17 protein-coding genes are annotated in these 23,580 nt (G+C 46.5%); 5 read left to right on the forward strand and 12 right to left on the reverse strand.

The window, feature by feature from the left end:
- The first annotated feature begins 41 nt into the window (after positions 1-41).
- The gene (locus QUA23_RS00035; protein WP_333072607.1) at positions 42-1,373 is read left to right on the forward strand and encodes an AMIN domain-containing protein; all 1,332 of its coding nucleotides are present in this window, start codon (positions 42-44) and stop codon (positions 1,371-1,373) included.
- A gap of 172 nt (positions 1,374-1,545) precedes the next feature.
- On the opposite strand, the gene QUA23_RS00040 is transcribed toward QUA23_RS00035, so the two are convergent.
- A complete protein-coding gene (locus QUA23_RS00040) occupies positions 1,546-2,148 on the reverse strand; it encodes a DUF3172 domain-containing protein (RefSeq protein WP_333035210.1) in 603 nt (200 codons plus the stop codon).
- A gap of 287 nt (positions 2,149-2,435) precedes the next feature.
- Between QUA23_RS00040 and clpS the strand changes: the two genes are divergently transcribed.
- Positions 2,436-2,717 (forward strand): ATP-dependent Clp protease adapter ClpS, encoded by a 282-nt coding sequence (clpS, locus tag QUA23_RS00045; protein WP_015178019.1) that lies wholly within the window; start codon positions 2,436-2,438, stop codon positions 2,715-2,717.
- 227 nt (positions 2,718-2,944) lie between these two features.
- Here clpS and QUA23_RS00050 read toward each other — a convergent pair whose 3' ends face one another.
- Together QUA23_RS00050 and QUA23_RS00055 are read right to left on the reverse strand one after the other, a co-directional pair.
- A complete protein-coding gene (locus QUA23_RS00050; protein WP_333072609.1) occupies positions 2,945-3,274 on the reverse strand; it encodes an RNA-binding protein in 330 nt (109 codons plus the stop codon).
- Positions 3,275-3,562: 288 nt separating this feature from the next.
- Positions 3,563-4,843, reverse strand: a complete 1,281-nt coding sequence (locus QUA23_RS00055; protein WP_333072611.1) for a hypothetical protein — start codon at positions 4,841-4,843, stop codon at positions 3,563-3,565.
- Positions 4,844-5,252: 409 nt separating this feature from the next.
- Between QUA23_RS00055 and QUA23_RS00060 the strand changes: the two genes are divergently transcribed.
- Positions 5,253-6,635, forward strand: a complete 1,383-nt coding sequence (locus QUA23_RS00060; RefSeq protein WP_333072613.1) for a UDP-N-acetylmuramoyl-tripeptide--D-alanyl-D-alanine ligase — start codon at positions 5,253-5,255, stop codon at positions 6,633-6,635.
- 177 nt (positions 6,636-6,812) lie between these two features.
- Here QUA23_RS00060 and QUA23_RS00065 read toward each other — a convergent pair whose 3' ends face one another.
- From QUA23_RS00065 to QUA23_RS00080, 4 genes are all read right to left on the reverse strand, one after another.
- A complete protein-coding gene (locus QUA23_RS00065; RefSeq protein ID WP_333072614.1) occupies positions 6,813-7,457 on the reverse strand; it encodes a Uma2 family endonuclease in 645 nt (214 codons plus the stop codon).
- An 859-nt stretch (positions 7,458-8,316) separates the two neighbouring features.
- On the reverse strand, positions 8,317-8,811 hold the full coding sequence (locus tag QUA23_RS00070; protein ID WP_333072615.1) for a hypothetical protein: 495 nt from the start codon (positions 8,809-8,811) through the stop codon (positions 8,317-8,319).
- Positions 8,812-8,967: 156 nt separating this feature from the next.
- Complete coding sequence (locus QUA23_RS00075; protein ID WP_333072616.1) at positions 8,968-9,582, reverse strand: hypothetical protein; 615 nt, start codon at positions 9,580-9,582, stop codon at positions 8,968-8,970.
- Between the two features lie 52 nt (positions 9,583-9,634).
- A complete protein-coding gene (locus QUA23_RS00080) occupies positions 9,635-10,429 on the reverse strand; it encodes a hypothetical protein (RefSeq protein WP_333072617.1) in 795 nt (264 codons plus the stop codon).
- A 499-nt stretch (positions 10,430-10,928) separates the two neighbouring features.
- Between QUA23_RS00080 and QUA23_RS00085 the strand changes: the two genes are divergently transcribed.
- Positions 10,929-12,323, forward strand: coding sequence for an AAA family ATPase (locus QUA23_RS00085; protein WP_333072620.1), 1,395 nt, complete (start codon positions 10,929-10,931; stop codon positions 12,321-12,323).
- Positions 12,324-12,445: 122 nt separating this feature from the next.
- Here the strand turns inward: QUA23_RS00085 and fusA are convergent, their stop codons facing one another.
- From fusA to rpsB, 5 genes are all read right to left on the reverse strand, one after another.
- Positions 12,446-14,530: an elongation factor G gene (fusA, locus tag QUA23_RS00090; RefSeq protein WP_333072621.1), complete on the reverse strand. Its 2,085-nt coding sequence runs from the start codon at positions 14,528-14,530 to the stop codon at positions 12,446-12,448.
- A gap of 578 nt (positions 14,531-15,108) precedes the next feature.
- Positions 15,109-17,622, reverse strand: coding sequence for an ATP-dependent DNA helicase RecG (gene recG / locus QUA23_RS00095; RefSeq protein ID WP_333072623.1), 2,514 nt, complete (start codon positions 17,620-17,622; stop codon positions 15,109-15,111).
- A 230-nt stretch (positions 17,623-17,852) separates the two neighbouring features.
- Entirely contained in the window at positions 17,853-18,788 is a 936-nt protein-coding gene (locus QUA23_RS00100) for a hypothetical protein (protein WP_333072624.1), read from the reverse strand.
- Positions 18,789-19,083: 295 nt separating this feature from the next.
- Entirely contained in the window at positions 19,084-19,743 is a 660-nt protein-coding gene (tsf, locus tag QUA23_RS00105) for a translation elongation factor Ts (protein WP_333072626.1), read from the reverse strand.
- A gap of 315 nt (positions 19,744-20,058) precedes the next feature.
- Positions 20,059-20,889, reverse strand: coding sequence for a 30S ribosomal protein S2 (gene rpsB, locus QUA23_RS00110; protein ID WP_333035195.1), 831 nt, complete (start codon positions 20,887-20,889; stop codon positions 20,059-20,061).
- Between the two features lie 432 nt (positions 20,890-21,321).
- Here rpsB and QUA23_RS00115 point away from each other — a divergent pair, with 432 nt between their 5' ends.
- A complete protein-coding gene (locus QUA23_RS00115; protein WP_333072627.1) occupies positions 21,322-23,526 on the forward strand; it encodes a cation:proton antiporter domain-containing protein in 2,205 nt (734 codons plus the stop codon).
- Positions 23,527-23,580: the final 54 nt, after the last annotated feature.

Genomic DNA, 23,580 nt, shown 5'->3' on the forward strand with positions numbered 1-23,580 from the left:
ATCCATAATCTATTTCAGATCAAAAATTTCACTTAGCCACCATGCCATACAAAAAATTACTCGCCCGATTTGGGGAAGACTTACAAAAATTGATTGTTAATTCTCTAGCACCCGGATTGTTTGCGATCGAGTCACTGAGTCTGAGTCTAGCAGTCGTTGCCGCAGTTGCGACAGTGCCGGCAGCACTAGAACCAGCAAATGCTTCTACAGTCACAAGTTGGAAATTCGATCCGGCGACGAATCAGTTAGAAATTACTCTTCCAGAGGGAAAAACCCCCACATATTCTCTACTCAACCCGTCTCAGATTGCTGTGGATTTACCCAATACTGAGATCGGAGTAGATGCAACTCAGCTATACCCACAAGGCAGAGTGCGTTCTGTGGGGGTAAGTCAACTTCAACCGGGAACGGCGAGAATTCTGGTCAATTTGGCTCCTGGAGTCGGTTTCAGCGCAGGGAAAGTTCAGTTCCAAAGAATTGGGGTAGAAAATCGCTGGGTGTTGCGTCCTTCGATCAAACCGACTCGGAGCGTGGAAACTTCCGAAACTCAACCCCAGCCTGCAATACAAGTACCGCAAAACCAGCCGCCGACAGATTCCAACTCAACTGCTGCCACAGAGGTCGATCGACCTGAGCCTCCTACTTCCCCAAATCCCGGTTCAAATTTTTCGCAGCGGTCTACTTCAAATGACCAAATCCGGCCGATAACAGTGCCTTTAGTTAATGTTCGCCTTGACGAACGCCGTGGGGTACAAGCTGCTGCTGTACCCCGCCTAGCCCCTCAAATAACGGCTGTTGCTGCACCCCAACAGCGCACGCTTACTTTTGGTGAACCACTTCCTCGCGACCGATCAAATGCTCCTTTGCAGGCTGCGACTGGGGCGAATGTTTTGTTGCCGGCGGGAACCGAACTCAGTTTGCTCTACCCCGGTGATCGGGCTTTGCGCCTTGCCCGTGCGAAGCCCAGCCGAGAGGAAGTGCTGCTGCTGCAAGGGGGAATTCTCGACCGTCTTGGCAATACGATCGTACCTGCTAATACGCCGGTCATCGGTCGATTTGAAACGACTAACCTCGGCAGTCGATTTGTAGTGGAAGCTATTAGTCTCAACGGCCGCAATATCCCTCTGGTGGCTCGCTCGGAACCCGTGGAAGGTCGGCGGGCTCAGCCTTCCGATCGCAGTTTGTTGCGAAATACTGGTATTGGTGGCTTAGCTTTGTTCTTGCTGAGCGGCTTTTCCGGTATCGGTTTGTTGGCGGGAGCAGCAGGTGGTGTTGCTACCACTTACGTCGCGGCTCCTCAACCTGCTACGATTCAACCCGGCCAAATTTTGCAAGTTCAGTTAACCGAAGATTTCCCCCAGTTCGGTTTTTGAAGGAAGAAGGAAGAAGGAAGAAGGAAGACTTTCTTCTTCCCTCGAACCTCTTCGTTCAAAATTTACTTAGAGCAGTTTTCCATTCTCTGAAATAAAGTAGGGACTTAGGCTAAGCCTAAGTCCCTACCCCATATCTCTACTTCACTCAAATCAAAATCGCTATATCGGCGGTTTAGAAATTTTGACCTTCAGTGGTTGGAGCTATCGAACCCGGTTGGTTGAGGAACAGGTTTTTAGCGCCGTCGTTTTGGTAGATACAGTTAATTTCGGGTTGAGCTTCCAAGGGGCCGGTGAACCCAAAAGTGTTCATGCGATTTTTGCAATCGCGCACTTGGTCTTGGCTGATGAGTTTTCTTTGTTCCAAAATTGCCCAGTTATTGGTTCGCAGGACGCATCCGGGGCGCATACTCGGCTGCGAGATGTAGACATTGAAAGGGTTGAGGGTGACGTAGAGGCGCATATCTGTCACCATCGCGCTTGCTCCAAACTGCACGCAAAGTTCTGGGTTCGGGGCACTGCGATCGATAAATTCACGGGAGGCTACGTTCTCTGGGCTAATTGTAGCTGTGGAGCTAAAGGCAATGCCAATCCCAATTCCCAGAATAAAGACGGCTGTTAAGATACCTAGGGTGGCGGAATTGAGGAAAGAGGGTTTGCCGGACTGAGGTTGACGCCGCGACTGTCCGCCCATGGAGCCGGGGTAGTCGGAGTCTTCATCTCCTCGGGATGGGTCGCCACTGAATCTGTCGTTGTAGGATTTAGGTTTGCGTTTCATATAAGGTTCCCTCAGTTCTGGAGACTCAACAGGTAGTAGTTTGTTATTTTTAACCGATCTCGCCTTTCTAATATTATGGCGCTAGGAAGGTGGTTGCGGAGGGCCCAGGACACCCCCTGTGGGTTTGGTGTTGGGTTCACAGCTCGCGATCGACCAAGGGGCTGCCTTGTCTGAATTTTCAGATTTCAATAAAATAGCTGAAAGTGACATACTCTTGCACAGCGGAGGAATCCGGCTCAAGACTGTTAACAAATTTTAACATTTTACAAGTCAGGAGGTATAGATTAGTGTCTGTCGAAATTATTCAAAAGCCTTCCACAGTCCGTAAGCTTGCACCGCGCTACCGCGTTCTGCTGCACAATGATGATTTCAATCCTATGGAGTACGTGGTGCAGACTTTGATGGCGACGGTACCGAGTCTGACTCAGCCACAGGCGGTAAATGTGATGATGGAAGCCCATACTAACGGGATGGGATTGGTGATTGTTTGCGCTCTCGAACACGCTGAGTTTTACGCTGAAACGCTCAATAATCACGGATTGAGCAGCAGCATCGAACCTGACGATTAGAACCTGACGGTACTGCAACGGATTCGCCCAGCCGATTTCAGACTCATACCGTCAACCCTCATACCAAAAAGCCAAGGGTTAGGCCCTTGGCTTTTTGGTATATTTAATGCGGTAGATATGGAAACTTGAAGAGCATAGGTTTTTCGGAACGGCCGGAAGTGGTTCGGAGCTAAGTGAGCTCTCGCGCCAATTTCAACTCTCCAATCTCAAATCTTTATCCGAGGAAATTAATAACGTCCTCCTCCGCCTCCTCCTGCGCGACCAAATTTGCCAGGGCCGCCGCCCCGGTTGCCGCCGCCCCGGCCACCTTCATCTTCGCGGGGCTTAGCTTTGTTAACTTTGAGATCGCGACCCATCCACTCTGCTCCGTCGAGAGCACTAATGGCTGCATCTTCTTCTGCATCTGTGGACATTTCTACAAAACCAAAGCCGCGGGGGCGACTGGTTTCTCTGTCGGTAGGTAGATGTACTCGCTTAACGGTTCCGTATTCGGCGAAGACGGTGGTGATGTCTTCTTGGGTAACTTGGTAGGATAAGTTACCGACGTATATCGACATGAGGAATAACTCCAAAATTTAGACAGTGCGAAGATTTCAGTTTCGGAGAGTCCCCTGCCGATACAGAAGGGCAAGTTTTTAGACAATTCTGTAGCAATGAACAAAGCCTGCAACTGAATCTGATTCACACTAGGTACTTTAACATAGAATAACGTCTTTTGAGTAGTTTTCAGGAGTTAATTAAGTCGTTCTGATTATAATGTAAAACTTTTAGGGTATTGAGAAACCTGGTTGATCGGTGTGATGTTTTGCCTGCTGTGGAAGCAGAGAAAGTTATGTCGCGCCCTCTCACCGCAGGAAAGATACATCCACCTTGCCAAAGTTGGTAGTCAAAGCTAGGTTTACGTTTTCCAGGGCTTTGACTAACCACACCACGCCTTCTCGGGTACTGCATTCGTAGTGACCGAACAAAATTGCCAGTCGCTTCTCTAGGTAGGGCTTGACTTTGCCACAAATTAGTACGATTTTCAGCAGCAAACCTGTGGTTTGGGTGGGTCCGAGGTTTGAGATTAGGTCGATGAAGACAAAGTGGTTGGGCCGCACAGGACTCTCCACTACTAAAAAGTTCAATAACTGGCTGCAAGTTCTGATCATTAAAAATTCGTTAAACTTCTGATCGTCGCTGTGGGGCAGGGTGTTTTGTAGTTGCTTATACAATTTTTCGTTAAAGAGACGTTTGCCGTAGCGCTCATCGGTGACAGAAGAAATCAGGTATTCGTACAAGTCGTCTTTAAAGGAGCGGTAGGACTGATGTGTGCTGGCGTTCGCCGTGAAACGGCCCGCTAGCTGTCTGTAGGTATCGGCTCCTTCTACTTTTCCGACAAATTGCTTGAGGGCAAAGAATAGTTCTGAGTCGGTCAACAGTGTGGGATTTTTTATAACTTGTATATTTCTGCCGAAGGAAAGGGAGGTTTCCCGACGAGCTATTTGGGCTTTTCTCACTTGGTGAGCGACGTATTGTGAGAGATTTATCTCAAATTGCTGCTGCTTTTGAGCTTGGATTTTTTTAATGATTTTTTGCTGTTCGTAAGTGCTGTCGTCGCTGAGGAGGCAGTGTTTGTAGAGGTAGGGGTAACGGGGAATTAAGGTTCCGAGGGCAAGGGTCGCAGGGGTTTTGCTGTTGCTGCTATCTTCATTGCTGTGAGTTATGACTTTGGCTAAGCGTTGGAGGGTGAGGTACTGTTCGCTTTCGGTAAATTGATTTACTAATTGGGGGATAGAGCCTCGCCCCCGCGATCGATTGTATCCAAATAATATTTTGGGCGCTTCTTCAAACACAGCGATCAATTCAGGGATGGCTGCTTGCTTGCTGGGGTATGTTTGCCAACGGTTGATCAGGATGTGACAGCAGCGGTTGAGGATGTATTTGAATTCTTGTTCGGCGTGTTTTGAGGCTGCTATTTTTTCAAGTGCGTCGGCGATCGAGCGATCGGGATATCCGGTACCTTGGATAAACAAAGTGCGAAAGCGGCCGATCAGTTCAGCCGGCTGCTCTCGTTGTACCAACTCCAGCCAGTGCTTGTAAAGTAGCTGTTCTTCTTCGTGGCTTTGTCTGTTGTAGTCGTTCACTGTGGATTAACCCTCCGAGGCTGAGGCAGGAGCTTTCAGCCCTATTATCTTGATGAATTGGCCAATGAATCGCAACAATTGAGTCAACCGAGCTTCTCGCCGGATGAGGCTTATGGGTAGAAGCTGTCAGCAGCTTAAGCCGATCGATATTTTTTGCTTAGTTAAACTATTTATCAACACCAGCATGACATGAATTGTTTGTAATTAGCAAGGCCTTAAATCACCATGTACTTTGTAAAGTATTGGTAAAGATTGTGGGTAGGTACGGGATAATTTCTTGGTGGGCGGACGATTTCGTATTAGGATGTTCAAGGTCAATCCCGATCCGCAGCCCGCTGTTAGTTAAATTTGAGGTTGGGCGAGGTAGAATTAGCTGTGAAAATAATTATTTGAAATGTGAGTGCTGGTTATGGTTTGTCGCGTAAGTATCGCCCAACTTGCTGAAATTTTAGCTGTACCTTTGCCTGCTGTGTCTGAGGGCGTTTTGACAAATTTAGGGACAGGTATTGCCACAGATACGCGCACTCTTGAGGGGGGTGAAGTATTTTTGGCACTGCGGGGAGACACTTTTGATGGCCATCAATTTGTGTCAAAAGCTCAGGAGTTGGGGGCGATAGCAGCAATTGTCGATCGAGATTGGCAAGAGGAATTGCCTAATTTTCCGCTATTGCGTGTGGACGATACTTTAAAAGCTTACCAATCGATCGCCCGTTGGTGGCGTGACCAATTCAGTATACCTATAGTTGCTGTTACTGGCTCTGTCGGTAAAACTACTGTTAAAGAGTTAATTGCGGCGGTTTTGTCAACGAGTGGAAATGTTCTTAAAACTCAATATAACTACAACAATGAAATTGGTGTACCGAAAACTCTGTTGGAGCTTTCATCGGCACACAATTATGCTGTAATTGAAATGGGTATGCGCGGGAGTGGCGAAATTGCGCTGCTATCGCAAATTGCGCGTCCTACTGTGGCGGTAATTACTAATGTAGGAACCGCACATATCGGGCGATTGGGTTCGGAAGAGGCGATCGCCCAAGCAAAGTGCGAACTGTTAGCCGAAATGCCTGGTGATAGCATTGCTATTCTCAATCACGATTGTGACAGATTAATCGCAACTGCGACTGAAGTTTGGCAGGGAAAAACTTTAAGTTACGGTTTAGAAGGCGGGGATTTGTGCGGAGAATTGCTCAACAATGATACAATACTTATAGATGGTATAGAATTGCCGCTGCCGCTGCCTGGACGCCACAATGCTGTAAATTATTTGGCGGCTTTGGCGGTAGGAAAAGTGTTAGGTATTGATTGGGAAGTTTTAAAGCAAGGTTTGTCTGTGCAGTTACCGGATGGACGGGCACGCCGTTACGATTTGCCGCAGGATATTGTGATTTTGGATGAGACTTACAATGCTGGTTTGGAGTCGATGTTGGCGGCCCTGAGACTGTTAGCAGATACTCCGGGAAAACGCCGGATTGCGGTGTTAGGAACGATGAAGGAATTGGGCGACAGGGCGATCGAATTTCACCGACAAGTGGGAAGGGCGGCGCGAGATTTGCATCTGGATGCTTTGTTTGTTTTTGCTGATTTTGAGGAAGCGGCGGCGATGGCTGCAGGTGCGGCGGGTTTGCCTTTTGTGGAGGTAGAAGATATTGCGAGGGAGAATTCCCGCGAAGATTTAGCAAGGCATTTAATGGAGTTTGTCACACCGGGCGATCGCATTTTATTTAAGGCCTCTCATTCGGTGGAGTTAAATCGAGTTGTGGAGAAGTTTCGCACTGATTTGGCTGGCGAATAATATCATGTCCGCGTCAATAATTATAATTAAGTTTGTAGTGAGGGCTAAAGTCTTCATAAAACTCGCTCGGAGTGAAGTCCTCGCTACAAACTCATGTTTTACACGATATGATATCATCACCAAAGTGCGTGAAGCGGAGCTATCTTCCCGTAGGGTAGGGTAGGGAATCGCCCTGCTTCACTCCCCTGACGGAATTTGACTCCTTACCCACTCCCGGAACAAGCGAATTAAAGCATTTTCTTTTGTAGTCCTCCTCAATTCCAAAAAGCGCAGCATCTCAACTTGCGACAAAAAAGGAAAAGTCGGAGACACATCTCTTTCTGTATATTCCTGTGATTCCCACTGATAAATTATTAAACGATTTCCGTCGTAGCGCCAAACTTCCGGCACGCCTAAACTTGCATATAAAGAAAGTCGATCGATCGAACTGCTAGTCACGTCAATTGCCACAACTAAATCCGGTGGCGGATCTTGATTGAGATCGATTTGTTCTTTGTCCCAAACCACATCCTCATTTTGGATATAGTAGCACTGATCCGGTTCCAAACCGCGAGCCAAATCTTCGCGCCTGCAAGTTAGTGAACCCAAACTGCAAATTTCGATGTTTAATTCTTCACTCACACTTTCCACAAAACGGCCTAAAATTTTCTTACTACCTTCATGGGGTGCTGATGGAGTCATAATTTCTAAATTTCCGCGATCGTAAGTCAGGCGAATTCCTCCCTGTTGGGCTAACTCATTCACCAGGGATTCGTAAGTTTCCCAGCTAATGTTTTTCAGCAGAATTCCACTACTTTGACTCTGGATCGGGGTGGCTGTCATGGCTACCTACCTGGGTTGTAGATTATTGCTCGTATTTTAACAAAAATTATTTTTATTGACACGCGATCGCCCTTTTAGAGCGACTTTTGAAGAGAGAATTTATTTCGGAGAGTAAAAACTATTTTTTAGGAGTGCCAGCAGGACGTTCGGTTGGTTGTATAGCAACCGCCTTGGCGATTATGGCATAAACTGGAAGTAGTACCTCATCAGGCAGCGTGCGATCGCAAAACCCATGTCAACACCCTATAGTTATGACATCCGTCTTGGCGGTTGCTATAAATTTAACCATTCTCAGCGATCGCGCCAGTCATGATTGTAAGTATTGTAAATATAACTCCGCAAGATTGGCAATTTTCGAGCATTCATCGGTTTATTGCTTAGGGAATTTATCCGCCAAATTGCGGAATGGATGGAAGTCCAGAAATGCCCCAAAGAATTTGGGATGAATAAATTTTGTAGGATAGGCGGTGCATTACATTTCATTAACGCACCCTACAAAATCGGCGATCGCACTATTAGCCGTTTGGCTGGCTTGCTTTATAGTTGTTCATCGCTTTTTGACTGAGTTCTTCTAGACCTACATCAGACCAAATATCTTTTTGCCAAAGACTATAATCAAACGGTTCTCGTTAGATGAGACTGATAAACTTCTGAGCTTGAACTTCTCCTAATGCGCTAACTAATGCCTCTAGTCCCTTTAGCTTGATTTCATTGTCAGTTATCATATCCATCAATTAACCTTATCATATCTACTGGATTTATGACTCGGATTTCGGTCAAATCAGATAGTTTCTGGCCTTTTGTAAAATCCTTACCCAAAGTAACGAGATTGCAAGGGTTTTATTACCCCTTAAAATGGCTAACGTGCCAAATTGGGATGCTCCAGTTTAATTAAACAAGCACCTCCTTCAACGTGCTTTATCTTGTTTTCATTTCCATAACGCAAATTCAAAAACAATAACACATCATCAGGATAAGCAGAAGGCATTGTTAGCTTCATATAACCACTCACGGTGAAATTGCCTGAAGACTTTAATTGAATAGTTGCTCCATTTTCGATTTTGGGGAAAGAAACACCTTTATAGATAGGCTTTTTCGGGTCGCTTGTAAAGTCAGCAATCTCAAGCTTAATTGTTGTCAATATATTTTGATTGTTGTAAATAGCTTGAGCCGTTAACTCAAGGTAGCCATCATTTGATTTCCAAGTATAGGATACGGGTGTTTCCCCTAGTATTTGCTCGGCTTTAGGTTTTTCAAGATCATGCTCAACTGGAGATTGCTTTGGTGTCGCACTCACTGAAAAATTTAATTTATAATATCGTTTATGGGATGGCTCTTGTTCTTTATAAGTCATTGTAAAGTTTCTGTTTGCTTAAGTTTTTGGGTACTTATAGTGATCGGGAAATCCGAAAAGAAATCCTACGCACCATTAGGATTTCTTTGGCGGGATTGTAACCCATTATCTACAAGTTTGTCATGCTAATTTCTAATCAGTTTCAATCAGAGACTATTAAACAACATTGTCTAGTTCAAACCTGAATTGCGTGGCCCTTTTACCACCACCACCACCAGTCATAATTATGTCAGCACTGTTAATACCTAGCAAATCAAACTCTGTATTGATATCAGAGAGCACGGCGGTATTGATTTCTTCTCCTTGTTGAACATCAGATACTACCCCGATAAAAATCTTCGGGAGAAATTGAAAAACAGCTTTTAGACCAGGCGAAACAATCGGATGTTTGGCGAGTAATTTACCGCCTTTAAAGACATTGGCTGAGATAGAACCCAGTGACAGCTTATTCATGACTTCAACTTCCAATAAACTGGCTGTTGATTCAGAAGTAAGACCAAGAATATGACCAGATTTCCCCATTTCTACTGCAAACCTATTTCCATTGGTTGCTAACATTTTACGCGTGTAATTACCATCACTATCTGAAGAACACACCTCAAATTTTAACGGAAATACGAAGGGATGGTTACACCCCAGACCACAATTAGTTATTACCTTCCAAGCAATAGCTAGCTCACCAAAATTTGTGGCTTCATTTTTTTGAAATATTAATACTTGACTATTAGCGACATCATTTGAGTAATTGATGAGATTAAGTTGGATATCCATGATGATTAATCAGCTCCTGTTTTGGTTTTGGTTTTAGTCTATTAGATGAACCCTATTTAGGCTCACACATTATGTGCAAAGTTCCAAGTTTGTAGCCATCATTGTCCATTAGTGTGCCATCAAAACAGAAGTCGTATTTCTCATTAAGATTAGGACGAGAGGAGGTATATACTCCACGGATTGTGTAGGATACTTGGCACTTGGGCTTAAACTCGAACTGCATGGCGGTTCCGGTTTTTTTTTCGGTGACACTGTAGCCACGTGATAGTCCATAGGCAATCAGAGAAGCTAGGGCTAAAAGATCGGGAATATCCACAGCAGCTTTGATAACAGCAAGCGTGACTTCATGCTCCCCATTCTCGATGGCTTGTGGATTTAAAACCTTTTCCCATTCAGATACTTGTGACTCCGTTACATCCACTGTGAATGAAGTCTTAGCTTGGATTTGTGGGAAGACTAAAGCACCACCATTATCGTCAGTCCATGGGGTAGAATTAAGGGATGCTCCTGGCTCCTTTCCCTTCTGTAGATTATCTAGAATTTCATAGCCCTTCGTGTTATCAGGACTGCCTCCAGCCGGGGGTGGGGGTGACTTAAAATCACTTGTCGCTCCACTATGCACGCATTTCATACCACCAAAGCTGTATACGTGATTATTCAATGTGGCAGTTATGTTATAAAACTTATCCACCTCTGGAAATGATAGGTGGTCAAAAGGGCCACAAGAAAATACACTACTATCACTATAAGTACCTGTACTCGGTGGCGTTAGACCTCCACTCCCATTTATGCGATTGACAGAAACGTTGGTATACAGACCATGGGTAGGATTGTTAGGGAATGGCATAACACACTAGCTCCGTATTGTAATCAAAAATTTAACTGGAGCATCTAAATTTTTGGATGCCTATCTCTAAAGACGATTCCTAAAGTCAATTTCTGAATTTTTCGAGTTAGAGTTTCTTTCTTAACTCGATTTTGTTCAGCAACTTCTGAATCGCTTATGACTCAATAATGCAAATTTTCCGCCCTCAACACCACCAAAGTTTGCAATTTTAAGAAGAAAGATAAGGATTTAGCACCACCAAACCCCGCAAGCCATTACCCCATCTCGGTTTCAAATGCAGCAAGAAATTTTCATTCAGGGGTATCGATCTTAAGCAGGGAACTTTACACACTTCGTAACAAATTCCTCTGAACTTTTATTAATAAGGTTCCCAGGTCGATCGCCCTCCCCAAAAGCCATGCAAATTTGATTAAGTTATGTGTAAAAGCACGGATCTTTACTGAAGAGTCCCGTTAACCTATGTACCCACTATGGCTAACAGGCTTGCGTATATTTCTTTATGCTCCAACCTCAACGGCGATCCAGAAAGACCGCAATCTTTACTCCGCAAGGATTTCAGAAACTCCAAACAGCAATATCTCAGACAGGGAATTGGAACCCTTACACCAAATCCTGCCCCTTAGAAGCTTTAAGCGAACAGACTGGGCTATCGACCCATACCCTCAGCAAAGTCCACGCTAGGAAAGCGGGTGTTGATTTACGAACCCTCGTGCGTTACTTCAGCGCTTATGACCTCACCTTAGAACCCAGCGATTATCTGTCCTTTATCCGGCACGGGGAAACGACTGAGCCAGTTCTAGCTGCACCGTCTCATCGAGCGCAGGTTACAAAATCGCCTCCCCCGAACAATGGCGTGAGTTGGGGTCTGGCACCGGATGTTTCAGTGTTCCACGGTCGCACCGCAGAATTAGCCACTTTGCAGCAATGGGTTCTAGAAGATCGCTGTCGTTTGATCGCTCTCTTAGGTATGGGTGGTATCGGTAAAACCTGGCTGGCGACTAAGCTGGCAGAACAGGTGCAGCATGAATTCAAATCCATCCTTTGGCGCAGTTTCCGACCGATCGCGCGATCGCACTCCCCCATGCCCTTGAGCGATTTCCTAGACGACCTGATTCGCCACCTCGCCCCCCAGTCCAACCCCACAATTCCAGAACCCATGGGCGCTAAAATCCAGCAATTGATGGATATCTTGAGACAAATACCCTGTTTTTTGGTTCTGGATAACGTTGAATCCATTCTGCCAGCGCATATGCCAAAAACCCCTTCCAGGAAAGGTTCTACAGAACAACACCCTGCTGACGATGAGGCGTATCGCGAGCTTTTACACCAACTGGGACAAGGGCGACATCAAAGCTGTGTGGTGCTAACCAGCCGAGTAGAACCAAAACTGCTCCTGTCGATGTCAGGGGAGAATTTAGCAATCCGTTCCTTACCCATCCCAAGATTGCAGCTTACAGAAATCCAAGGAATGTTTAGCGCTAGAGGCTCATTCCAGGGAACGCCTGCCGAATGGAATCGCTTAGTTGACTACTACGGTGGCAATCCCCTCATTCTCCGCATCGTTGCCGCAACCATTCAGCGTTTATTTGCTGGGAGCATCACAGAATTCTTAAGACAAAACACGATGATTTTTGATGAGATTCGTGAGGTGTTAGATCGACAGTTTGAGCGTTTGTCAGCTCTAGAAAAAGACGTGATGAGACTTCTGGCGCTCCAGGATACCTCCGTCTCATTTCCCGACCTGCGATCGAAAATTTTACCTTCAATCTCAACAATAGTCCTGTTAGAAGCTCTGAAATCTCTGAAAGTGCTATCCCTCATCCAAAGGACGGCTGCTGATTCTGGCTTGCAACCGCTGCTGAGGGATTATGCAAAAGAAAGTTTTGTGTCCTAGGTGCGGATGTTCTCCGACGGGGGACGCTAAACAGGAGACTCTGCCTCCTGTTTGCCTGTGCGATCGAGGCTCTTCCTCTTAAAATGGGTTCCCAGGCACCGCCTAGGAACCCATTGAATTAACTACTTCGCAGCTTGACGCTCTTTTGCCGCCTTAATCACTTCTTCAGCGATGTTGCTCGGACAAGGAGCATAGTGCGAGAAGGACATTGAGAACTGGCCGCGGCCAGAGGTCATAGTACGCAAATCGCTAATGTAACCAAACATTTCGCTCAACGGCACATCTGCCTTGATCCGCGCTCCTGTCTGGCTTGTTTCTTGAGATTTCATCATCCCCCGGCGGCGGTTGAGGTCGCCGATCACGTCGCCCATGTAATCATCTGGAGTGAATACATCGACATTCATAATCGGTTCGAGCAACTGAGGCCCGGCTTTAGGCAGAGACTGCCGATAGGCCGCTTTGGCAGCAATTTCAAAGGCCATTGCTGACGAGTCAACGGGGTGGAAACCGCCTTCTAGAAGCGTGAATTTCAAGTCCAAGCAAGGGAATCCGGCCAAGACGCCTTTGTCGATGCAGCTTTCAAAGCCTTTTTCGACCGCTGGCCAATATTCTCTCGGTACGCTACCACCGGTCACTTTTGACTCAAACTGGAAGCCGCTTCCCACTTCACCAGGCTCGATCACATAGCCAATTTTCGCAAATTGACCGGAACCACCTGATTGCTTTTTGTGGGTGTATTCGTCTTCGAGGCGCTTGGTAATCGACTCGCGGTAGGCTACCTGTGGTTCGCCGACTTCTACTTCGATGCCGTGGGTGCGCTTGAGAATGTCTACTTTGATGTCGAGGTGTAACTCGCCCATCCCCTTGAGAATCGTTTCGCCACTTTCTTGATCGGTCACCATGTGGAAGGATGGGTCTTCTTGCACCATCTTGGTGAGGGCTGCTCCCATTTTTTCTTCGCCGCCTTTTTGTTTCGGTTTGACCGAAATCGAAATAACGGGATCTGGGAATACCATCGGCTCTAGGGTGGCGGGATTTTTGGGGTCGCAGATGGTGTGTCCGGTGCGGACGTTTTTCATACCGACGATCGCCACAATGTCCCCTGCTTGCGCGGATTCAATTTCTTCGCGAGAGTTGGCGTGCATTTCCACCAAACGGCTGATCCGCTCGGTTTTGCCTGTAGCGGTGTTGAGTACGGTGTCGCCCTTGGACAACTTACCGGAGTACAGGCGCGTGAAGGTTAAAGCACCGTAGCGATCGTCCATGATCTTAAACGCGAGTGCCCGCAATGGCCTATTGGGATCGACGATCGCAAACTCGCCGGTTTCCTCGCCATCGAGATCGACTTCTGGCTGTGGTGTGACTTCCATCGGGTTCGGCAGGTAGTCAACTACGGCATCGAGAACCAACTGCACGCCTTTGTTTTTAAACGATGAGCCGCAGTAGGTGGGGAAAAATGCCCGATCGCGAGTACCTTTGCGAATGCAGCGCTTGAGGTCGTCGAGGCTCGGCTCGTTGCCTTCGAGATACTGTTCCATCACAGTGTCGTCTTGCTCGACGGCCAGTTCGATCAACTTTTCGCGCCAAGTTTCGACATCATCGACCATATCGGCGGGGACATCTTTAATTGTATAGTTCATCGGATCGCCGGAGTCATCCCAGATCCAGGCTTTGCGGGTCAGCAAATCGACTACGCCGCAAAACTTTTCTTCTATGCCGATCGGCAATACCATTACCATCGGTTTAGCGCCAAGGATTTTATCGACTTGCTGGACAACGCGGTAAAAATCTGCACCGGTGCGATCGAGTTTGTTGATGTAGATAACGCGAGCGACTTTGGAATCGTTAGCGTAGCGCCAGTTGGTTTCCGATTGCGGTTCAACTCCACCCGAACCGCAGAACACACCGATGCCACCATCGAGAACCTTCAAAGAACGGTAAACTTCGATCGTAAAATCGACGTGTCCCGGGGTATCGATGATGTTGAGCTGATGCTCGTTCCAGAAGCAGGTGGTAGCAGCGGACTGAATCGTAATACCGCGCTCTTGCTCCTGTTCCATGAAGTCAGTCGTCGCCGCGCCTTCGTGTACTTCACCAATTTTGTGGATTTTACCTGTCAGTTTCAGGATTCTTTCAGTTGTGGTGGTCTTGCCAGCATCTACGTGGGCGAAGATGCCAATATTTCGATAACGAGTGAGATCTTTCATAATTACTGTTGAGATTAAATGCGACGAACCGTCGGCGACCACCTGCAAGCGTAACCAGCGAGGAATCAATGTTGCCTTAGGCGCCAGTACAGGCTAGATTTCCTTTCCCCTGTTTCTGGCAGAACTATCTTAATTTTGACACTTCCCCGTCATTCCTGCGAAGGATTTTTGGTTTAATCAGTACGGGAATCCTTACAATTCATAAAAATACCCTAGACCAAGGGAAAAATCCTCTGTGAAAGTTAGGTTGGGTTCAGAAAGTAGGTTGGGTTGAGGCACTCGTACCCAACCTACTTTCTGTTTTTGACGCTTCGCTCAACTTGATATTTTGCACCATTCTCAGCAAAACGGTATAAAGCGGGTTTTCCTGACAAAAAACCTAAGATTTTAGGTGACTTTGTGGCAAGAAACCCGGTTTCTGACATTAAATCTGACATTAAATAGGTAGGTGCAAATAAACCGCCCTATGGGGAGGATGGTGGGTGAGTGCAGCAATAAACTGGCGGCTTTGATATATATTTGCTTAACCCGCCACTACAAAATATTATTAAAAATCCCGTTGCTGCGTTCAAAACTATCTAAGTCAAAATCGAGCCGCTCATCATCCGCTGATATCTCCGCTCCAATTCATCCCGCACCACCGGCCACTGATTCAAACTTTCATCATTCTCAATTACCATTTGAGCCGCCGCCCTCGCCAACTCCAAAACCTCCTGATCCTCCACCAAACTCGCCAAAGCAAAATCCGGCAAACCAGACTGCCGAGTTCCCAAAACCTGACCGGGCCCGCGCAATCTCATGTCCATTTCCGCAATAAAAAAGCCATCTTGAGATTGTTCTAAAACCTTCATTCTCTGCATGGCTTCCGCTGTTTTGGAACCGGGCATTAACAAACAATAAGAACGGTTGCTGCCCCGACCGACTCGACCCCGCAACTGGTGCAGTTGCGAAAGTCCAAAACGCTCAGAATTTTCAATCAGCATTACCGTGGCATTCGGCACGTCTACTCCCACCTCGACCACAGTAGTAGATACTAAAATATCTGTTTCTTTGTCCCGAAACTTAGAAATTGCTTCGTCTTTGTCGGCACTGCTCATTCTACCGTGCAGCAAACCAACCTTAAACTCAGGAAATACGCTTTTTTGCAGTTTCTCTTGTTCCTCAATTGCCGATCGCACGTCCAACTTTTCCGACTCTTCCACCAGCGGCAGCACCACATAAACTTGACGCCCGCTCGCCACTTCCCGCCTAATCAAATCGTAAGCTTGAATGCGTTCTTTTGCAGACAGTACAGTTGTTTGAATTGCCTGCCTGCCGGGGGGAAGTTCATCAATTTGACTCACATCTAAATCCCCGTGCAACGTCAGGGCCAGCGTCCGGGGAATGGGAGTGGCTGTCATCGTCAAAACGTGGGGAGCTTCGCCTTTTTGCTGCAATTTAGCACGCTGCTGCACACCGAATCTGTGCTGTTCATCAATTACCGCCAACCCCAATTTATTAAAATTAACTGTATCTTGAATCAGCGCGTGAGTTCCCACTAAAACTGGCAATTCTCCGGTTTCTAATTGGTTGTGAATTTCGCGGCGCTTGGCTACTTTTGTGGAACCAGTTAACAGTTCGACAGACAAGTGCATCAAGTTAAACCAACCTACCAATTTGCGATAGTGCTGTTCTGCTAAAACTTCTGTCGGTGCCATTAAAGCGGCTTGATAGCCGGATTGAATTGCTGCTAGCATTGCCACGACGGCGACTACGGTTTTGCCGGCGCCGACATCGCCTTGCACCAATCTGTTCATCGGTTGCGACGAAGCTAAATCGTTGAGGATGTCGTTAATTACTCTTTCCTGAGCATTAGTCAAGGCAAAAGGCAAGATTTCATAAAAATGTTCGATCAATTGGCCAGTAGGAAGGATGACTGCACTAGCTTGAGCTTTCCTTTGGGTTTGGCGGCGCTTTAAAAGTCCTAATTGCAGGTAGAAAAATTCGTCAAAAACTAAGCGGCGGCGGGCGGCGGCCAAACAATCTCGATCGAGCGGAAAGTGAATATTAGTCACGGCATCGGCTAAACCCATTAAACCGTAACGCTCGCGCAAATCTTCCGGTAGGGATTCCGGCAACATTTTCGCCGCCGGCATTGCAGCCAAAATCGATCGCCTCACCGAACCAGCATCGACCCCCTCCGTCAGCGGATAAACTGGTATCAAGCGACCGACTTTCATTGATTCGATCGCACCGCCGGAGTCGTCTAATACTTCTAACTCAGGATTTTCTAAAGTAATTCCATATTTACCCTGCTTCACCAACCCGGAAGCTGCCAGCACCGCACCTGTACAATACTCGCGCTTTTTGAATTCTTGCCAACCGCGATTGCTGTAGCGAGGGCCTGCAAAAAAACGACTAATTTTTATTTCTCCGGTGCGGTCTTTTAAAATTACTTCTAATATGGTTAATTTTTTATTTTTCGGGCTAGAAAAGCAATTGCAGCGCTTTACTTCTGCGATTAAAGTGACAGTTTCTCCGGCAATTAGCTCGCGAATTTGTACTTGCTTGGCATAGTCGATGTGGTTGCGGGGATAGTAGTAAAGCAAGTCATATACAGTGTATAAACCGAGTTTTGCCAAGCGGTTGCCGTTGGCGGGTCCGATGCCGGTGACGCGGGTTAACTGTTGGTCGAGAGTCAGGCTGGGCGGTGGGGGTGCTGTACTCAGGGGTGCAGTTCGGGGAACGGAAAGTGCTGGGACGGTAGGTTCAGAAGCGTTAGCGTTTGCGGGTCTGACTTGTCTTGCTTGTTCTTGCTGGTGGCGAGTTTCTTGTTCCCAAACTTGCTCCATTTGCCTCAGAAAACTGACCGTAATGGCGATCGAATGTTGGCGCTGTTCGAGATCTTTCTGAGGGTAGATGTCAAATTCAGCGGCTAGTTGTCTGGCTCGATCGCGCGCAGAAGCCGCCACACACCCTGCCAACTGTCTCAAACTCAGGCCCAGAAACTCGCTGAAGCGGTATTGACTGCCTTGGATGTCGTTAAATCCGCGATCGGCTTCTACTGAAAGAGCTTTTTGCAATCGCTGCCATTCGGGTTGATCGATAGTCATATCAATTTTAGATTTTAGATTTTAGATTTTAGATTTTAGATTTTAGGTTTTAGATTTTAGATTTTAAATTTTAACTTTTATTTTAAGAAGCTTCCACCAAAAAAATTATAACACCGAGAAACCGGGTTTCTTAAAGAAACTCGGTTTCCAATAGCTTAAAAGTTGTACGTTTTTCCTTCTTCCCTCTTCCTTCTTCCTTCTTCCTTCTTCCTTCTTCCCTCAACATCCGATCAATCTTCAAACCAACTCGATCGCCAAGCCGACTCAGCTTCCACCACAGCGAGTTCCCGCTGCTTTTTCTGGTAATCGCGGCCCAGCGAGTTCAACTTTACAGACAGGTTACGAATTTGCTGGCGCCAAGCCGAGGTTCCCGCATCGGCAAACTCTATTTCCGATAGCCGCAGTTTAATCGCTGTAATGTGCAGCGCCCTACTACCAAAGGTGGCTGCCAATTTTCGCGATGCTGATGAGGCATCGGTTTCAATGATTAAGTTTAATAAGTTAGGCGGCCCGGCAACACTATCGCCGGAGGATTCAGCTTGAGAAGCAGCTTCTAGAACGGGTTCTGGCAATTGACTCGGCAAGATTGCCGATTGTTGCAGCAAGCGGTTGGTGTCGCGAGAAAGCAGCTTGAGTATATTGACGATCGACTTTTCAATACTATTTTGCCAGCGTGCCAAACTTTCAGGGGAATTGGCGTTTGGCAATTGATAATTTGCCAATGAAAATAGATAGTTAATGGCGGAAACTGGGTTTTTTTCCTTTTCGTCTTCTTCCTTGTCGTCTGCTTCGTCTTCCTCTTCTGGCTCTTCCTCGAAGTCGTCTTCGTCTTCTTCTTCCTCTTCCTGTTCCTCTTCCTCTTCCTCTATTTCTTCATCTGCTTGTGATTCAGTCACCAGCGATCGCAATTTTTCCTCCGACGCTGCGGCCAAAGCCCTTACAGACTGCTGCATTTTTTGCCTTCCCTCGAAGGACAACTTGAGAAACGACTCCGGTACTGCTTGAGTGCAAAGGTGATAGCAAGCCAAAATTAACTGCTGCCGCACCGCTTGTCCCAACGCAGTTAAATAACCTTCGTAGGTACTGCTAAACTCCAACTTCAAGGCTGCTAAAGCCTCTTCGAGTCCTGCCAAATCTTGCTCTATTCTCTCTCTTGGTCGCACCATATCTCTCGTATAAAATTAAAATAGGACTTATATCATTTCCGGTTACACCGGAATGATGTTGACGGTTGACTGTTGACAGTGAACAGTGAACTGTGAACTCTAATTTACTATTCCGATGCTAACGGATTTGATATTACGCAAGTTTTCCATTTTTACGCTGTCTGTAGTAGTAAGGTTTTCAGTGCCCACACTACAAATATAGTCTGTCCATAAGTCCTATAAAAATTAAAAATTAAAAATGTAAAAAATCAAGTTTTCACATTTTTAATTTTTAATTCTAAATCTTAAGTTGGGATTATTGAACACCCATTTGGGCTGCCACTTCATCGGCAAAGTTAGCTTCTACCTTTTCAATGCCTTCGCCCAAGACAAAACGCACGAAGCGGCGCACTTGGACATTTTCTCCAATTTGGGCGATCGTTTGTTTCACCAACTCTTCCACCGAGATATTCTGATCTTTAATAAAAGGCTGATCCATTAAAGATAACTCTTTCATGCGCTTCTCAATCCGCCCTAGAACAATCTTTTCTTTGATGTTTTCCGGCTTGTTGCCCAAGTCATCTTTGCCCATTTCAATTGCCTTTTCTCTTTCGACAACTTCGGCGGGGATATCTTCAACTTTCACGTATTCCACATTCGGGCAAGCTGCAATTTGCATCGCAATATCCCGCACCAACTTTTGGAATTCTTCGCGACGTGCCACAAAATCTGTTTCGCAGTTAACTTCCACCAGCACTCCCACGCGGCCGCCGGTGTGAATGTAGCTGCCTACAAGTCCTTCGGAGGCGACTCGTCCACCTTTTTTACCTGCCGAAGCCAGACCTTTTTTCCGCAGCCACTCAATGGATGTTTCGATATTGCCTTCGTTTTCAACGAGGGCTTTTTTGCAGTCCATCATGCCCGCGCCAGTTTTTTCGCGCAGTTCTTTAACAAGTTTTGCAGATATGTCCGCCATCTTCTTTAAGTTCCCAATCAAAATTAGTTATTAGTCATCAGTCATTAGTCATCAGTCATTAGTCACTAATTTTAATGTTAATGATTAGACCAGAGTGAAGAAATACCCAGTCGATCTTAGTACCGACTTTGTAGGTGTAGCGCCAGAATTAATTCTGACCCTGACACAATGAATGCTTTTGCCAGAGATCTACTAATGACGTAGACTCGTGCTATGTACAATTAAAAATTAAAAATATCCAACTAAAAATAATAATTATTTTTAATTTTCAATCTTTAATTTTTAATTTCCTGATGTCAGATTCCGAGGGCAATACTAGCTCTCGGTTTCTTCGCCCTCGGCCTCAGCAGCGTCGTCGGGATCTACATAATCGGGGTCATCCAATTCTTCGATTTCGACATCATATTCAGCGCCTTCGTAGCCACCTTCGTAGTCGTAGTCTTCCTCAGAGTCGCCGCCCTGCTGACCGTGACGACCTTCGTAGATGGCATCAGCTAACTTGCCGACAATCAGCTTGATCGATCGAATAGCATCGTCATTCGCCGGAATCGCAATGTCCACCAAATCCGGGTCGCAGTTGGTATCCAACAGAGAGACGATCGGAATTCCCAACTTTTGGCATTCCAACACCGCATTATACTCGCGGCGTTGGTCTACCAGCACCACTCCGTCGGGAATCTTCCGCATAGATTTAATCCCGCCCAGATATTTCTGGAGTTTTGCCATTTCTCGGCGCAGTACCGAAGCTTCTTTTTTCGGCAGCAAATCGAGGGCGCCGATTTCCTCGCGACGCTCCAAATCCTTGAGGCGCTCCACGCGGGACTTAATCGTCGTCCAGTTGGTGAGCATTCCCCCCAGCCAGCGCTGGTTGACGTAATAAGCACCGCAGCGTTGAGCTTCTTGGGCTACAATTCCTGCAGCTTGGCGCTTCGTACCCACGAACAGAAACTTTTTGCCTTTTTCTGAGGCAACTCTCATGTACTCGTAGGCGTCTTCCATAAGCTGAGCTGTTTGCACGAGGTCAATGATGTGAACCCCGTTGCGCTCTGTAAAAATGTATGGAGACATTTTCGGGTTCCACCGACGGGTTTGGTGTCCGAAGTGAACCCCTGACTCTAACATTTGAGCCAAACTGACTACTGGCATTGTATTTTTAACTCCTGATTCGGGTTAATCCTCCACCCGGTCGTATTTCTGAAGGTTTGCGCCCTCGAAACACCCGAAAACCCGGATGTGCGAATTTAAACAACTTTTCTAGTTTATCACAAGCGCGCTACTTTTTCTGACAATCTGATATCCGTAGGGTTGGCTTGGCACCCGGATGTGAGATTTAATGGGCGGGTTGGGTGCGAGGTGTGCACGCTGCGGTTAAAGTTACTTGCAAGAGCTTCTTAAAAACAAAAAATCTAGGTGGAAGGTTGCCAAAGCCTTTGTTCGCTTGTGAGAGAATGGCGTTGTTGGTGCGCCTCTTGTGCGTTCTACCTTCGATCGAGCTGGTATCCATTTTTTTCTCGGCAATTCAGTCAGCTTTAGTAGCCTGCCCTCTCGATCCGCAAAAATCCCAAAGCTAAAAACGCCATGCCCATACCCATTCTCGTTCTGCTTGAAGTTCTAATTGTCATCGCACTTTCGAGACTTGTAGGTTTAGGATTTCGAGCGATCAAACAACCTCAAGTCATTGGAGAAATTGTAGCAGGAATTATGCTTGGGCCTTCTCTGTTTGGCTTAGTTGCACCAGATTTAGCAACAGCACTTTTTCCAGCCGAAGCCGTTCCCTTCCTCAACGTGCTATCTGAGGTGGGGCTAATATTTTTCATGTTTTTGATTGGTTTGGAACTGAATCCCAAGTATCTCAAAAGCAATTTAGATATAGCAATTTTAACTTCCCACGTCAGCATTCTAGTGCCGTTTTCTCTAGGAAGCTTGCTAGCGCTGCTGCTGTATCCCATCGTTTCAAATAATAGCGTTTCGTTTACAGCCTTTGCCTTGTTTTTGGGCGCTGCCATGTCAATTACTGCCTTTCCGGTGCTGGCAAGAATTATTACAGAACACAACTTGCAGAATACAAAATTGGGGACGCTGGCCCTGACTTGCGCTGCAGTTGACGATGTGACAGCTTGGTGCTTGTTAGCGGTGGCGATCGCAGTTACTCGTACTAATTCGATGCTCGGTGCTTTGCCGACAATTATTGCATCTTTAATTTACATCGGTTTCATGCTGACTGTAGTCCGCTGGTTCTTGCAGCGGCTTTCCAAGCAGTACAACCGCACGGGTAGATTAACACAGTTAGTGCTTTCGGGAATTTACATGGGAGTTGTAGCATCGGCTTTAATTACTGAATGGATCGGCATTCATTTAATTTTCGGTGCATTTTTGCTGGGTGCGGCCATGCCGAAAAATGCGGGATTAACCAGAGAATTAGCCGAAAAAACCGAAGACTTTGTACTAATATTTCTGCTGCCAATCTTTTTTGCTTACAGCGGCTTGCGGACTCAAATCGGCCTGCTCAACAGTCCAGAATTGTGGCTGCTGTGTGCCGCAGTTTTAGGAGTGGCTATTATTGGGAAATATGTCGGCACTTACGTTGCGGCCAGAGTTTGCGGCATCAGCAACCGCGAAGCTTCAGCGCTGGGATGGCTGATGAATACTCGCGGTTTGACTGAACTAATTGTGCTGAATATCGGTCTTTCGCTGGGCGTAGTTTCGCCGCTCCTATTTACGATGTTAGTCATCATGGCGTTAGTGACAACTTTTATGACTTCGCCGCTGTTGGAGTGGACTTATCCAAAACGGTTAATTAGATTAGATATTTCAGAAGTTAACTCTGAGGATTCAGAATTAGAAGATTCACAAATTGCTGACAGCAGCGAAGAAACTGCTAAGAAATTGCTGCCCACTTATCGAATTTTAGTACCTGTTGCCAATCCCAGCACGCAGAAAGGTTTACTGCGACTAGCGGTAGCGCTGGCGCAGCCGGCTGCTGGTATGGGCGGTAATGATTTAAAGTCGGCGGCGGTTCATCCTCTGAGTTTGATAGAATTAAATGATGACTATGCCTTTGAAAGTACGCCGGCAGAAGCCGATCGCATTATTCAAGAGCGTCGCTCGAAATTATCAGAATTGATTGATACTTTGGAACTGCCGGAGGCGCGGAAATTGGTACATCCCATCATTCGGATTACTAATGATGTAGCCCGGGAAACGGCACAAATTGCCGAGATCGATCGCGCAGATTTGATTTTAGTAGGATGGCACAGGCCTACTTTTACCAGCAACCGTTTGGGAGGACGTGTCGGCCAAATTCTCAGCAACGCTAAGGTGGATGTAGCAATTTTTGTTGACCGAGGTCGGGAAAAATTGAATAACTTGTTAGTACCTTACGCGGCAAACATTCACGATGATTTGGGGTTAGAATTGGCGCTGAGACTGTTAGTTAATAGCGAGGAACGCCGTTTGACGGTGCTGCGGGTGGCGGTTGACGGGGAAGCTGAAAATGCTCTGAGTTATGAGTTTCAGCGAGTGATGGATCAGTTGCCGGTTGATGTGCGATCGCGCATTGAAACTCCTATTGTGGAGGCTGCTGAGCCAATTCAAGCAGTGGTGGCTGCTTCTGCTAATGCTGATTTGACTATTGCGGGTACGAGTCGGGAATGGGGAATTGAGCGCCAAACTTTGGGACAGTATACTGATGAATTGGCTGTGCAGTGTCATTCTTCGCTGCTGATTGCGCGGTGTTACGTTAAAGTGCGATCGCACTTGGCGTCGGTACTTCCTCAAATGTAGTCAGTTGACTGTTGGTAGTTGTTATTAGTTATTGATTATTGGTTACTTGTGAGT

This window comes from Microcoleus sp. Pol1C5 (assembly GCF_036701115.1).
Classification (GTDB): domain Bacteria; phylum Cyanobacteriota; class Cyanobacteriia; order Cyanobacteriales; family Microcoleaceae; genus Microcoleus.